The 13,694-nt window shown below is 68.1% G+C and carries 11 protein-coding genes and 4 pseudogenes; 6 read left to right on the forward strand and 9 right to left on the reverse strand.

All coding sequences use genetic code 11. From position 1 onward, the window contains the following. Positions 1–219: 219 nt before the first annotated feature. The gene (locus tag ACWGO0_RS08830; RefSeq protein WP_453530190.1) at positions 220–414 is read right to left on the reverse strand and encodes a hypothetical protein; all 195 of its coding nucleotides are present in this window, start codon (positions 412–414) and stop codon (positions 220–222) included. A gap of 408 nt (positions 415–822) precedes the next feature. On the opposite strand from ACWGO0_RS08830, the gene ACWGO0_RS08835 reads away from it, so the two are divergent. From ACWGO0_RS08835 to ACWGO0_RS08845, 3 genes are all read left to right on the forward strand, one after another. After that, positions 823–1,566, forward strand: coding sequence for a nucleotidyltransferase domain-containing protein (locus ACWGO0_RS08835; RefSeq protein WP_453530192.1), 744 nt, complete (start codon positions 823–825; stop codon positions 1,564–1,566). A gap of 277 nt (positions 1,567–1,843) precedes the next feature. After that, positions 1,844–3,082, forward strand: a complete 1,239-nt coding sequence (locus tag ACWGO0_RS08840) for a lipase family protein (protein ID WP_453530195.1) — start codon at positions 1,844–1,846, stop codon at positions 3,080–3,082. Positions 3,083–3,744: 662 nt separating this feature from the next. Further along, a complete protein-coding gene (locus ACWGO0_RS08845) occupies positions 3,745–4,122 on the forward strand; it encodes a VOC family protein (RefSeq protein ID WP_453530198.1) in 378 nt (125 codons plus the stop codon). A 52-nt stretch (positions 4,123–4,174) separates the two neighbouring features. Here ACWGO0_RS08845 and ACWGO0_RS08850 read toward each other — a convergent pair whose 3' ends face one another. Continuing rightward, positions 4,175–4,612 carry a nuclear transport factor 2 family protein gene (locus tag ACWGO0_RS08850; RefSeq protein WP_453530201.1) on the reverse strand — a complete coding sequence of 146 codons (438 nt, stop codon included), beginning with the start codon at positions 4,610–4,612 and terminating at the stop codon, positions 4,175–4,177. A gap of 762 nt (positions 4,613–5,374) precedes the next feature. Between ACWGO0_RS08850 and ACWGO0_RS08855 the strand changes: the two genes are divergently transcribed. Both ACWGO0_RS08855 and ACWGO0_RS08860 read left to right on the forward strand, forming a co-directional pair. Beyond that, positions 5,375–5,572, forward strand: a complete 198-nt coding sequence (locus ACWGO0_RS08855; protein ID WP_453530204.1) for a hypothetical protein — start codon at positions 5,375–5,377, stop codon at positions 5,570–5,572. Between the two features lie 259 nt (positions 5,573–5,831). Continuing rightward, a pseudogene (locus tag ACWGO0_RS08860) lies at positions 5,832–6,025 on the forward strand (threonine dehydratase); the annotation flags it as partial. A gap of 185 nt (positions 6,026–6,210) precedes the next feature. On the opposite strand, the gene ACWGO0_RS08865 reads toward ACWGO0_RS08860, so the two are convergent. Further along, positions 6,211–6,612, reverse strand: coding sequence for a glyoxalase (locus tag ACWGO0_RS08865; protein ID WP_453530207.1), 402 nt, complete (start codon positions 6,610–6,612; stop codon positions 6,211–6,213). Between the two features lie 365 nt (positions 6,613–6,977). Between ACWGO0_RS08865 and ACWGO0_RS08870 the strand changes: the two genes are divergently transcribed. Beyond that, positions 6,978–7,478: a TetR/AcrR family transcriptional regulator gene (locus ACWGO0_RS08870; RefSeq protein ID WP_453530211.1), complete on the forward strand. Its 501-nt coding sequence runs from the start codon at positions 6,978–6,980 to the stop codon at positions 7,476–7,478. Between the two features lie 924 nt (positions 7,479–8,402). On the opposite strand, the pseudogene ACWGO0_RS08875 reads toward ACWGO0_RS08870, so the two are convergent. From ACWGO0_RS08875 to istB, 6 genes and pseudogenes are all read right to left on the reverse strand, one after another. Beyond that, positions 8,403–8,603 (reverse strand): annotated as a pseudogene (locus ACWGO0_RS08875) (transposase family protein); the annotation flags it as partial. Positions 8,604–8,635: 32 nt separating this feature from the next. Next, positions 8,636–8,929, reverse strand: coding sequence for an endonuclease domain-containing protein (locus ACWGO0_RS08880; RefSeq protein ID WP_453530213.1), 294 nt, complete (start codon positions 8,927–8,929; stop codon positions 8,636–8,638). Positions 8,930–9,833: 904 nt separating this feature from the next. Further along, positions 9,834–10,067, reverse strand: a complete 234-nt coding sequence (locus tag ACWGO0_RS08885; RefSeq protein ID WP_453530216.1) for a hypothetical protein — start codon at positions 10,065–10,067, stop codon at positions 9,834–9,836. A gap of 97 nt (positions 10,068–10,164) precedes the next feature. Then, a pseudogene (locus ACWGO0_RS08890) lies at positions 10,165–11,042 on the reverse strand (PP2C family protein-serine/threonine phosphatase). Next, positions 11,039–12,238: a PAS domain-containing protein gene (locus tag ACWGO0_RS08895; protein ID WP_453530219.1), complete on the reverse strand. Its 1,200-nt coding sequence runs from the start codon at positions 12,236–12,238 to the stop codon at positions 11,039–11,041. Before ACWGO0_RS08895 ends, ACWGO0_RS08890 begins: the two are co-directional and overlap by 4 nt. A gap of 537 nt (positions 12,239–12,775) precedes the next feature. Then, positions 12,776–13,549: pseudogene (gene istB, locus ACWGO0_RS08900) on the reverse strand (IS21-like element helper ATPase IstB). Between the last annotated feature and the right edge of the window lie 145 nt (positions 13,550–13,694).

Consider the following 13,694-nt stretch of genomic DNA (forward strand, 5'->3'; position numbering starts at 1 on the left):
GGGTCTGAGAAGGTGAGGCCGCCGGGTGCGAGCAGACGTCGGGCCGGGGCGGGTGCGGGCGGTTCCCCACTCGGCGTGCACGGCCCTGAATGCCACACTGGCCCCCTGCTGGTCGGCGAGGAAGCCAGTGTGGCGCGGGGCACTGACATCGCATTGTGCGATTCCCTGGCGAATCGTTCCCGCAGTCCGCCCCTGACCTGGGGATTCGCGGAACTCCGGTCAGAGCCAAATTTCGAGATCGGCATCACCCGCCGGGCCGAACGTCTTCCGGTACGCCGTCGAGGTCTGCGTACGCCGGCCGTGGCCGTGTAGCAGGTCAGCCAGGGGCGTCACGAAAGGGTGGTAGGCGCGCAGACGGGGTTCGCCGGCCAGCTCGTCGAAGAGGGCCGACCCAGCCTCCGAGGCGTCGCGCATCGCTACCGCCACTGCGCCCGGTTCAGGGCGACGACCGAGGGCGCCTCATGGAAGAACCGTCCTGCGCTACCGCGCTGCAGCAGGCGGCGATGGGGCAGCGAACGGCGAACCGTAACTCGTGAACAAAGCCCGTCGGCTCTCCGCGGAGCTGGAAGTCACCGGGCGCCGCGTCCAGAACCGCGCCCACCCCGTCCGCGCGCTCCAGGAACGTCTGGACCGCTTGGGCCTCGCTCTCCCAGGCCGTCTGAACCGCTGCTACACCAGGGCGGCGGCCACGGTCTCCAGCACGGCGTGCTGCTGCGTGCCGATGGGCAGTGCGGATGGGCAGTGCGTGTTGGAGGACATGACAGCAAGCCTCGGCGTCCTGGGTCTGGAGACGAGGTCTTTGGCCTGGCACGATGAACGCCCATGAGTGATCAAGAAGCTGTGCTGGCTCAGGCTGGTCGCCTGGTAGGAGAACTGTTTCCACAGGCCCTCGGGGCCGTTCTGGCCGGGTCAGCTGCCCAAGGCCGCTCCACTGCCACCAGCGACCTCGACATCGGTGTCCTCCTGCCGGATTCCGCCGGAAGCGGCCGGGAGGTGATCCGCCACGAAGGGCGGCTCGTAGAACTGTTCCTCAACTCCGTAGCGGATTTGCCCAAGTTCTTCGAGTGGGACCGGGCTCGTCGCAGGGCGACCGTGGTCTTCGTCTATGCCCAAGGGGTAACGGTCACCGACCCCTCTGGACATGTCGCCCGGACTCGTCAACTGGCGGAAGAGGTCGTTGCCGAGGGACCACCGGCCCTGACAGCAGAGCAGTGGCGCCACGGCCGCTATGCGCTGACCTGCTACCTCGACGACTTGGTCGACACTCCGCCCACAAGCCGCCACGAGCAACTCGTCATCGCTGATCACGTGCTGCGGGAAGCCGCCGGACTGCTCACTGCGCACCATGGTGCGTGGACGGGAATCGGCAAGTGGCTGCCCCGCCGGCTCGTGGCGGCGGACCCAGAACTGGGCAAGGTGCTGCTGGACGGACACCAGGGTGTGGCAGAACGGGCCGATCCAGCCTTGTTGGCAGCCACGGTCCAGGAACTCCTGGATCTGATCGGCGGCCCACTGCGGGAGGGGTACTCACACCGGTGGCAGGCATACGAAGCAAGCGGAATCTGACGCCGTTCATTGCTTCTTCGTCCAGTCGGACCGGGGCCTCTGGCGGGTGCGCCGTTTGGGACTTCATAGAGATCCGTAGCAAGTTCTGAGGCCCCCAACCAGGTCATCACGTCGATGTCAGGGGGAAGGCTCGCCTCCCAGACATGGCCCCAGCGACGACCCTTTCGCTCATAGGTCACTTTTCGCCAAATGTGCGACACGCCTACGTATAGGTGTTGCCGGGTTCCAGGCCTCCGGTACTCAGTGGATCTTCCCGTTCCCCGACCGAGGAGCCCCCGTGCTTTGTCGTCACGCCCCCGGCCGGCGTGCTGTGGCAACCCTCATCGCCACCGGCACCGCCACCGCCTCCGCTGCGCTCACCTTCACCGTCTCGACCAGCCAGGCGGTCGCTGCCGGCAGTCAGCCGCGATCTCCTCAACGGCCGGCAATCCTGGCCGCCGACAACGGTGACGTGCTCAGCTCGGAGTCGAGTATCTTCTACCTGGATCCGCTCAAGGCGATCAAGGTCAAGGCAACCGCACACCGGATCATGTACCGCACCACTGACCGCACCGGCAAGGTCATCGCCGTCACTGGCACCGTGCTGAACCCCGCAACATCCCCCCACGACCAACGCCCGATCGTCGCCTTCGCTCCCGGTACACAGGGCCTGGCGGACAAGTGCGCCCCCTCGCGCCAGCTCGCCGAAGGCACCGAGTACGAGGCGCTGCCCATCAAGAGGCTCCTGGATCAGGGCTATGCCGTAGTGGTGACCGACTACCAGGGGCTCGGCACACCCGGAGTGCACACGTACATGACCCGCGAGGCGCAGGGCCGCGCGGTCCTGGACTCCGTCCGGGCCGCCCAGCGCCTGGATGCGGTGGACCTCCCGGATTCCGGCCCGGTCGCGCTCTACGGTTACTCCCAGGGTGGCGGCGCGACGGCGTCAGCCGCCGAATTGGCCCCGGCCTACGCGCCCGAACTGAAGATCAAGGGCGCCGTCGTCGGCGCTCCGCCCGCGGACATGAACAAGGTGGCCGAGAGTATGGACGGCTCCGCCTACGGGGCGTTCTTCAACTACGCCCTGTCCGGCCTGGCCACCGCGTACGACATCGACATCGACCCGTACCTGACCGCCCACGGCAAGCGCGTGACGAACGACCTGCGGGACAACCTGTGCACGACGCAGGCCCTCGCCAAATATCCATTCCTGAACTCGCGATTCCTGACATCGGACGGGCGCCCGCTGACCGAGCGCCTCAAGCGCGCCCCGTGGAACACGATCGTGGCCGACCAGCAGCTCGGCATGCGCAAGCCCGCGGTGCCCGTCCTGCTTTCCCACAGCGTCCTGGACGACGTCGTCCCCCAGCAGGTCGGCAAGAACCTGGCCGCCGACTGGTGCAGCCGGGGCGCGACGGTAAGGTTCGCCGGCAACCTCGTCCCCGGGCACATCGCCGCGACCGAGGCCACCAGTGCCGACGGCCTCCCCTGGCTCGCAGACCGCTTCGCCGACAGGACCGCACCGAGCACCTGCTGACCCGGTGACGCCACCTCTGTCCTTCTTCGCCCTGGGCGGATCACAACAGACGCCGTGCCCGGAAACTGCGGGAACCGGGAATGCTGGAGTGGGCTGCGACTCGCGAGGGTGTGGCCGGGAAGCACCAGCTGATGTCCTGTCGCACTGAGCATGTCTGCGGATCGTGAGTCGAGCTGCTGGGTTGCCAGATGTTGTGAGCACGCTCTGCCCGCGGTTCTCAGTGCGGGTGGCCTCTGCGGAATCGAGACGGGCGGCCACCTGACTGCGGTGGTCGAAGGACAGCGGGCCCCTGGTCTGGGCAGCACCCGGCCGGGACGCGGCCACCGTGCGCTCCCTCTTCGACCGGCTCGGTATGGAGCGCTCGGCGAAGACCACACATGGGACCGCGGACGCTCCCGAGTGCACGTCGAAGGTCGGTGCGGGCCGGTGCCCGCCAGCGGTACGGGGGTGGTGTCCGCGCACTCGCAGTTGAGTGCTCAGCCAGGCACAGGCGAACGTGTGTGCGCCGACGGCCGGGGGCGAAGGGCAGCCGTGCGCGCGACACGCATGACTGTCATAGCCCTCATCCGCCGGCCACGCAGGGCAGCCTGGAAGGCGAGCACCATTCAGTACGGGCCGAGCCGCCAGGAGCGGCCTCGGCTCCCTGCCCGGAGGAGCACGGCATGGCGATCGAAGGGGTATCCCCCTACCTGAGGTACCAGGACGCGGACGCGGCTCTCGAGTGGATGGAGCGGGTCCTCGGCTTTACCGACACGGTCCGCTGGCGCGACGATGCAGGGCGGACGTTCGAGGCCGACATCCACGCGGGTGCGACGAAGATCGGAGTCAGCGGCGGCGGGGTGAGCGACGAAGGCAGGAACGCTCTGTTTATCGTGCACGTGGACGACGTCGATGCGCATTTCGAGCTGGTCAGGGCCGCATCGGGCGGGGAGCTGGAGGCTCCGGTGGATCAGCCGTACGGGCCGCGGACCTTCACGATCACTGACCCCTGGGGGTATCAGTGGAGCTTCTGGCAGGGCGAGGCCACACCACCCCGGTGATCGCCGGTGCGCCCCTGCGGTTTCACTGCGCCGTCGTTGTCGACGCCGCCGACTACGGTGCCGCCGCCGTGATGTGGCTCAGCAGGCACAGCCAGCGGCCGTCCCGCTTCACGAACACATCCGACGTCCACTCGTCGGCGTCGAACCGCTGGCCCTCGTAATGGGCGGTGTTGGTCATCCGCACGCTGAAAACCGCTGTGTCGCCGTGCACTCGGACCCGGGGCCTGCTGACGAGGTCCATAGCCGAGTGGGTCAGCTTCCCGGAGGCGACGAACGCGAGGAACTCGTCCCTGGAGGCGATGCCGGACTCCGAGACGATGGCCCAGTCGTCGGTCATGAAGCTTGCGATCCGTGCAGTGTCGTTGGAGACGATGGCCGCGGCCCAGGCCTCAGCAACGGCCGTGAGGGCCGCGTCCACCGTGCCGTCGTGGCCGTCTTGCGCCTCTTCGTCCGCCGTGCCGGTCGGGTCTCCACCGGGGTTCTCGGGCATGACCTGATTTTAGGCCTGCCGCGAACCGCTGTCGCGCCCCAGAGGCTGGGAAGGCCGTGGTCATCCACGAGCGGCTGGCATCGGAATACGGGTTCACCGGCAAGCAACTACCAGCGCGTCAAGCCCTACGTCGAGGAAGCCCGCCTCAGCGCCTCAGCGCCAGGCGCGGATGGGGACGGTCGCGGACTGGTAGGCGCCTGGGTGATGCCGGGGTAGCGGGCAGCCGCGGCGCGGGAGCCATCGCGGGTCATCTGGCCGAGGCGGATCGCGGCGTCTCGGCGCAGTTGTCTTGCCGGCCCGTTCGATTCGTTCAGTGGCCAGGCCAGGCCAGGCCCAGACGTCCGGAAGGAGTGCGGGATGCCCTTCGGGTCGTGCAGGCCCCGGTGGGCCGGAGGCGGCGGGAAGAGCGCGGGCGGTCCGACATCTCCGTGAGGCAGCTGGGTGCTCTCGCCAATGGCTGCGTTCATGCCGGGCGAGCCGTAGGGGGCGAGGCGCTTTAATCGCCGGTACCCGGCACGGTTGGAGGGAAGCCGGACAGCACGATCCTCGAGGAGCAGTTGTGTGGGACCACCGGTCCCATGCGGGCTGAGCGAAGGCGGAAGCCATACCGCCAGCTGACCGGTCTGCTGTGCGGTCCTCCGGTCCTTCACGAAAGCCATCACTGAAAGAGCTGCAACAACCACTGCCCTGCAGCCAACTTCGACACCGATACCGGCTAACTAGGCCCCGTCCGCAGGATCATGACGATGGCAGAGCGTGTCCGTGAGTTACGGCATCTTCCTGCTCCGGTTCGTGGACAGCAAGGTTGTCGCGTTGGACGTCGAACGGTTTCGGCAGGTGACGGAGCCGTACGTGGTGGCGGGCGGTCCGGAGGAGGGCTTCTCCCAGCTCCGCGTGGAGGACGGGGCGAAGTGGATCTCTACCAGGAGACCCAAGGTGAAAGGGGGATGCAGTGCGTGACGGCGACGCCCCCTACCCGTGGCGCGATGCTCGGAGTGCTCGCCCGGCTGGCGGCAGCCCTCGGAGCCTCGGTCGTCCCCCAAAGCGGTGGGGCAGTGATTCTCCACGAGAGGGAGCGCCGTCATCTTCCTGCGGAGCTTCAGGGGAACGTGGTTGTCATAGCTCCCACGGCAGGCGCGTTGCAGGCGGCATTCGACGCGGGCTGAGCATTTCCGCCCTCTATCAGAGTGCCGGTCCTGTCCGGCGAATCACGGGCGGAGTCCTAGGCGGACGGATGCTCCTCGACCACGCCGGCCTCGTCGTCGAAGGGTCGGCCGCGCTCGGCATTGGGGCGACCCTCGAAGACCGCGACCGCTTCGCCGGCCGACACGTCGTCACTATCTGCGCAACAGTAACGTCGACGTAGACGCCTACCACCCATGGGTCGGCGCGGCTCCCCGCCACAGGTCGTGACAGTTGCTCGAAAGTCGACCGCACACGGGGCCGGGTAATGAACGCTCCCCGCAACGTTCGGGGCTACGAACGGCTCCCTCAGCACAGCGAGGACCACCTGAACTGGGCACTCATCGCTGTGATGCCCCGGCGCCTGACCCGGCGGGGTCCTCGCACCGACACCTGGACGAAGAAGGTCGCCCTGATCATTCGACGTCAGCAATCGCGTTCGGTTCAAGGAACTCGAGGCGATTGCCCAGCTTGTCGAACGCATAGAAGCGATCGTGGCCAGGAAAGCTGTCATCCCAGGTGACGCTCACTCCGTTGTCTTCCAATCGCCTGGCGAGCGCTTGGAGCGAGGTCACAAGGATGCCCGGATGCGCCTTCCTGCTCGGGCGGAAGTCCTCTTCAACCCCCAAGTGGATCTCCAGGCAACCGCCTCGGAACCAACACCCACCGCGAGCCGCCAGCACCGGCGGCTTCTCGAGCTCTGTCATGCCGAGAACGTCTCTCCAGAACTCGCGGCAGATTTCCTCAGCGCCTGGAGGAGTCGCAAGCTGCACGTGATGAAGGCCGTTCAAGGAGTATTCGAGCGTTCCCAGAGCCACATCTTCTCCTCTGCCAAGGAATCTTGACGTCAAGATAATGAGAGCTGGGCGGTCCTGGCAAGGGCGCGGACTCGGCAGTGGGTGCGCGGCACATTGAGAAGACGACGTCCAGAAACACTTGCTCAACGTCGGCTTCGCCCAGGTCGGGGAGTTCGGTGGCCAGGAAGCGATCGCGACGCCCAAGGGCGAGCTGGTCGGTCGAGGGCGCTGCCCGCAGCGGCCCAAGGCGGCGTCACGGTCCTCAACGCCGAGGACGAGCTGGTGGCCGCGATGGATACCCGGACGACGGCCGCCGTGGTGACGTACGGACCAGCGGCAGCGCCGACATGCCTGGTTCCACTTTTGAGTGAGAACGAGTTGCGACAGTGAAGCCGCGCTCCACACAGCTCCCGCCGACCGTTCTCGACGGCGTCGGGACGTTCTATCGGCACTTCCCCCTGCGCTCAGACTTGGTCAAGGCAGTGGTGGAAAGCGGGATCGACGCCCTCGCCGCAACAGGACCGCAGCTCAGCGCCGCCCACGAGCCCGCAGAGGCCCTCGCCGAGTGGCTGCGCCAGTACACCGAGCTCCTGGGAACCAAACGAGGACTGGCCCCGGCCCTGCACTCGGGCGATCCTTCCTACGAGGCCCTGTCCGGCTACTTCATGGACAAGGTCGGCCCCGTGCTCGCGGCACTGCTCGCCACCGCCGCAGCCGCCGGAACGGTACGCGACGACGTCAGCGCCCGTGACCTGCTGTACGCCGTCGCCAACCTGTGCATGCCCGTACCCGGCGAAGGACCCGAGTGCAACCACCGCATGGTCGCTCTGCTCTTCGACGGACTGCGCACTCCCCGCCAGGGCGTTTCGTCCGGCCCGTCGCGCTGACGAGATGAAGACACCCGCGGTGCGGAGCTTGAGCGGGGACAGTCGAGCGATGTCCCCGCCGAAGCTTCCTGGGCAGCGCCGTCTTCTCCTGGGCTCCGGCCAGGCCCGGAGCCCAGGAGGTATGCCAGGACCGCGGCTGCCTCCTCCAGCGGTGTGCGCGCGTAGCCCAACGTCGTCCGATGGGCAGGTCCACATCCGGGCGGCTCCACTTCGGATCGGCCGGGACCTCCTGCATCAGCCGCGATTTGACGTGCGCCAGCGCGGACTGGAGCAGGTGCGGTGCGAGCATGCTGACCCCTGGAGCTCCTTGTCCGCACCCGCCAGGTCGCCGTCCTTGACCTAGCGGAAGTACTTCTTCGCGGAGTTCTCGACGTCCGCGAGGCGCTCGCATACGAACGAAGCACGCACCGTCCGACCGAGTTCTTCGATCGCCGGTATGGCGGGTGCTTGGGCCCGCCCCGGTTGAAGCGCCGCAGGACCTGCTCGGCCTCGGCGCTGCCCACGCGCAGGGGGTGTACTTCACTATCTGGTCGTACTGCTGGGCGATCAGGTTCCAGTCGATCTTCTTGGTGGAGAACACAGGCCCCAGATCGGGCCAGTTGTCGTCCTCTCCGGCTGCCGGCCGGTACAGCTTTGCGGAGCCGATGTTCTTCAGCCCGGCATCAGCCTGAAGCCGAGCATGTGGGCGAAGGCGAACCCGACGATTAGTGGGCGAGTTCGCAAGCTTCCAACGTCGATACGGGTCCGTCCGAGGCGCCATACGCCCACGTGGCTCGCCTCTTTACCGATGGGCTGGGGACCAGCGCATAGGAGGAAGTCGGCGGCCGGGCGGTGCTACGAGCTCACGCTGGAGATGGTTCCTTGCGGCTTGACGAAAGGCATCGGGAATCGATGAAGTAAGCCGTTGCCTGTCAGTGAGGGTTTTCAGCGTTGCCTCTCCAGGGTGAGGACTGCCTTGGTAATGACGGTCATGCGGTTGGGGCTGATGCGGGCTCGGCGGAAGATCTGCCAGGACTTCAGCCGTGCCATGCCCCGTTCGACGGGAGCTCGAGCTTGGGCCAGTGCGCGGTTGGCGGTGCGCTGGGTGGGGGTGAGTTCGCCGCCCGGCGGCCGTTTGAGGCCGGTGAGGCCCAGGATGTAGCGCTGAGGATGAAGGGCTATGCCTCTGGTAGAGCGGTTTCCCTCCGGCGGTGCTCGTACCGCCGTAGGTAGTACTCAAATACCGGCACTGTGGCGACGCTGCGGCCGACAAGCTCATACCAGGACAGTCCTTGCGTGTTGCACAGGTGGCACAGGTAGCCACGGACGCACTTTCCGCATGAGGGGCCGCGGGATGGACAGCATGCGCGGTCGTGGTCGATATGGAAGGCTTTGTCCTCCTCCTGCCACTGTCCCTTGCGGATGTCGCATCGATGGACGCGGGACTCTCGGAGCTCCCGGACGGCTCCCATCGACGAGAGTTTTCCCCGGCTCGAAGCCGCCCCCGACCACCCGGACTTCGGCGGCCCGCTTGTCCTGCGTCAGATCCCTCCCGGCGCGTACATCGTCACCTCGCGCCCCGACATCCGCGGCCCCATCCAGCCACCAAAGGCTGAGGTCTTCTTCCGTGTATGGGTCCACGGCGGAATCGACAGTAACGATGTCGCCCAGCGCCAAGCCTTCGAAGACCTCGCCGCCGCCATGGTCATACGCGGCGACATCATCCACCGCGTCCACGACAACGGGCGGATGCTCCCCGAGCTGCCAGCACCTACTGATGCCGGGCGACATGAGAATGTCAGTGGACGACGGATGGTGTGTCAGTAACCTTCCGGCGCGTCAGGCGTTGGGCATTCCGACAGGTGCACTTGTCCTGACGCCCGACGGCAGGATTCGTGTGGCTGACGGCCTCGACTCCCTCCCGGCGTCGAGGTCGTCGTCGTTCTGGCGCCGGATCGGTCTGCCGTGGTTGGGCCCCGGCTGGTTCGGCGCCGTACCAGCCGCCGGGTTTCTGTCACTGTCGCAGCCCGGGCCTGTGCGCGGTGCCGAGAGGCCATCCAGCCCACCGACCCAGGCGATGAGGTCGCGGCCCACGTTGTCCTGGACGAAGAACCGCTCCAGCTCCTGACGTGTGGGCACTGCGGCCAGCTTCCCGTACGTCTCGGTATTTCGGTCAGGAGTTTCACGGCATGAGGCGGACGGCAGCTAGGCCGCCCCGTCCCATGATCGGCCATCTTTTTGCAATCTTGGCTCTGGGAGCGATCACTGCACCGGCCGACCGAAGGGCTGCGCGCAGCGGCGTTAGCCGCGCGCCGCCCTGGAGCGGTCGCGAGTGAGGAGGGGGCCCCGGGGCCGCCGGGTGGCCTTCTGGCCTGCTCATGTGGCGGGGCCGGTCCACACGGTCAACAGGGCGGCCAGCACGGTGACTGCGGATACGGCGACGGCCGCCGCCCTCGCTGCCCGGGCGGTCTGCCGCCGGCCGAAGCGTGTCCTCCCGCCGGTGCGGCCGGCCGACGGGCAGCAGGGTGTGGCGCACCGGGCGGGCGAGTCGGGTTCGAGCCAGTAGGCGTCGAGCAGTGCGGCAGTCGGAGCGTCCTGTGCAGGTCTCATCGGGTGGTGAACGAGGCGCCGTGCAGGCGGGGAACGGCCCTGTCCACCAGGGGGCTGGCCTGCATTCGTTGCGGTTGAGTGATGCCGCGGGTTGACGTCATGGTGTCAGGGGGACGGGCGACAGGCGTGCCGCGAGGAGGGCAATGTCGTCGTCGGCTGAGGCCGGGACGAGGTGGGTAGGGAGGGTGTCGCACAGCTGGTCGAGGGAGGGTCCGGGTTGCGTCAGGAGGTGGGTGAGTTCGGTGAGGCGGTCGTCGATGTCGCTGCTGCGGGTTTCGACGAGGCCGTCTGTGTAGAGCAGCAGGAGGCTGCCGGGCTGGAGGGTGAGGTCGGTGGTGGTGAAGGGGGTGCCGCCGACGCCGAGCGGGAGGCCGGGGGCAGGTCGAGGAGGCTGGCGGTTCCGTCGGGCTCGACCAGGGCCGGGGGCGGGTGGCCGGCGCGGGTGATGCGGCAGTGGCCGCTTGAGGGGTCGAGTACGGCGTAGCAGAAGGTGGCGAGCATTGGCTCGGCCAGGTCCTCCAGGGCGGCCTCCAGCTGGGTGAGGAGGTCTCCGGGTTCGAGGTCGAGGCGGGCCAGGGCGCGGACGCTGGCGGACAGACGGCCCATGACGGCTGAGGCGGGGGTGCCGTGGCCCATGACGTCGCCGATGGCGAGGGCGGCCCGGCCGCCGGTGAGGCGGATGACGTCGTACCAGTCGCCGCCGACCTCGTTGACGTCGCTGGCGGGCAGGTAGCGGTGGGCGACCTCAAGGCCGGGGGGCGGGGTGACGTGCTGGGGCAGCATGCTGCGCTGCAGGATCAGGGCGGTGTCGTGTTCGCGGTGGTAGAGGCGGGCATTGTCCACGCAGATTGCGGCGCGGGCGGCGAGCTCGCCGGCCAACGCCTGGTCATCGTCGGTGAACGGGCCGAGCGGGCGCCGACGGTAGAAGGTGGCCAGACCCAGGACGACGCCGCGGGCCTGCAGCGGCACCATCATGTACGAGTGCACGCCCAGGGCCAGGAGCCGGGCGGGGCGGTGGAATAGCGCTGTGCGGGAGCGATGGCCTGCTCGTCCAGACGGGCGATCAGGAAGGGACGCCTGGTGGCAAGGGCCTGGGTGTACGGGGCGGTGGCGGGGAAGGTGAGGGTCCGGCCCAAGGGTGCCAGGGTGTCGGTGAGGACGGAGCCGGTCAGCGGGGCTTTGCCCAGGCGGCGCAGGGCGGCGCCGCCGACGAGGCCGGGGCCGAGGTCGCCGCTCATGGCGAGACTGTCCAGGACGTCGACGGTGACGGCGTCGGCCAGGTCAGGCACGGCGACGTCGGCGAGCTCCTGCGCGGTGCGCTCCAGATCCAGACTCGTGCCGATCTTGAACGTGGCCTCGTTCACCAGCGCCAGGCGGCGCCGGCCGGCTTCGGCTTCGAGTTCGGCCCGCTGCTGGGCGGTGATGTCGATTAGCGTGGCGGTCAGCCCGATAGGCCGGCCGTCGGGGTCCTCCAGGCGAACATACGAGCACGACCACACGTGGTCGTGGTCGGGGTTCGCGGGGGTGTGGCCCGTGCGGCGGAGGTCAAGGACCGGCTCGCCGCCTTCCAGGACCTGGCGCATCGCGGCCTCCATGGCGGCGGCGTTCACTCCGGGCAGGATCTCCACCAGTCGCCGGCCGATGTGCGCGGCCTCGGAGAGACCGTTCATGGCCTCGAGCGCGGGGTTGACCCGAAGGAAGCGGAGCCGGGTGTCGAAGACGGCGATCCCGACCGGTGAGCGGGCGAACAGTCCGTCCCACACGGCAGAAGACCCGCGGATCACGCGGGCGGCGTGCGCGTCGGCCGCGAAGACGAGAACCGTGGTGCCGCCGCGTGTGCGGGCGGGCACCGGTGTCGCCCAGATCTCCAGCTCGATGGGGTGGCCGTCTCGGTGCCAGCAACTCACGGTGCCCGTCGCACCGCGGCCGGTCACCGCCTGGTCCCATAGCGAGCGTCCCAGGCTCCTGTCCGCCCCAGGGTGCAGCAGGTCGGAGATGTGCCGGCCGACCACCTCGTTGGAGGGATAGCCGAGCAGGTCCTGCGCGCTGTTGTCCCAGCGCACGATCACGCCGGCCTGGTCCGTGGCCACGGCGGCGACCGGCAGCGCGCCGAGCCAGCCCCCCGCGTCCCGCGAAGCACCGCTGGTCGCATCGGCTGCCATCTGCTCCATCGCCGCGAATCCCGCCCGTCATCGGAACGGCCCTCGATTCCAGTATCCGCAAGCATGCCCGGCCGCGCCGCTCGTGCCGGGGGCCACACACACGGGGCGGCGGCGCGGCAAGGCCGAGCATCGCTTCGGCGACTGTCGGCGTACTCGTGAGAGTGCTCCACCGAGTACAAAGATCTGTGCACCAGTCTTCGACCTGCTCCAGCCCCAAGCCCCTGCATTGACCCCAGGTCGTAGCCCTGCCGAGTACGCTCGCTCCGAGAGGGGGCGTCATGGAATCACTTGGGACCTTGTTCATGGCCGCAGCGTGGGGAGTTCCGCTGGTCGGCCTGCTGGTCGGCGTGATTGCCGTTGTAGCCAGCGCACGTTGGCGCCGCCGGGCGATCAGCGCTCTGGAGAGGGCCGAAGAGCAAGGCGGACCTGCGCTTCACGTATCCGATCGGTAGTGAAGCTGCGGGGAACAGGGAGAGCGACAACGAGGGCGTCAGTGACGCCCAGGTCAGCATCGGCAGGGTCCAGGACGGTCCAGTGACGCGATCTTCAGGCTGCGTCGTTGCGGTCTCGTTCAATGGCTGCGAGCCGGTTCTTGAGGCGGTAGCTTGGGCCGTTGATGGAGATGACGTCGCAGTGGTGGAGGAGGCGGTCGAGGATGGCCGTGGCCAGGACCTCGTCACCGAACACCTGTCCCCATTCGCTGGAGGTTTTGTTCGAGGTCAGGATGATCGAGCCTTTGCGTATCGCTTTGAGATGACCTGAAAGACCAGGTTTGCCTCGGCGCGAGCGAGGGGCTGGTAGCCGACTTCGTCCAGAACGAGGACGGCTGGCCGCAGGTGTCTGCCGAGTTTGCTGGTCAGGCGCCCGGCTGCTTCGGCGGCGGTGAGGTTGCGGACCATGTCGTCGAGGCTGGTGAAGTAGATCGAGTAGCCGGCCCGGCAGGCTGCGACCGCGAGAGCGACGGCGATGTGTGTCTTGCCCCACCCCGGGCGGCCCGAGCAGGGCAGCGTTGGCCTTGGCCTCGACGAACGAGAGGGTGGCGAGGTCTTTGACCTTGCGGGGGTCGAGCTCGGGCTGGAATGAGAAGTCGTAGTCATCGAGTGTCCTGTGGTGCGGCAGCCGAGAGAGCCGCAGGCCCTGGCGGAAGCGTCGGTCGTCCCGGACGGCGAGTTCCTCGGAGAGGACCAAGTCGATGAAGTCGAGGTAGCCCATCTTGGCCTCGTCGGCCCGCTGAGCGTATTGGGTCAGGGCCTCGGCCAGGTGGGGCAGGCCCAGCTTGGCGGCCGTGCTGCGGATGCGGGTGGAGACCAGCTCGCTCAACGGGAATCCTTTGTGCTCGGGTGGGTGGTGAAGGGGCGGGTGCCGGTCAGCTCGTCATAGACCGACAACGGCCGCCGTCCGACCTCGACCTGGGTGGCCGCGGCCCGGTTCAGCAAGGCCAGCAGCGATCCTGTCTCCGCCCCGC

It is taken from the genome of Streptomyces sp. NPDC055749 (assembly GCF_053617235.1).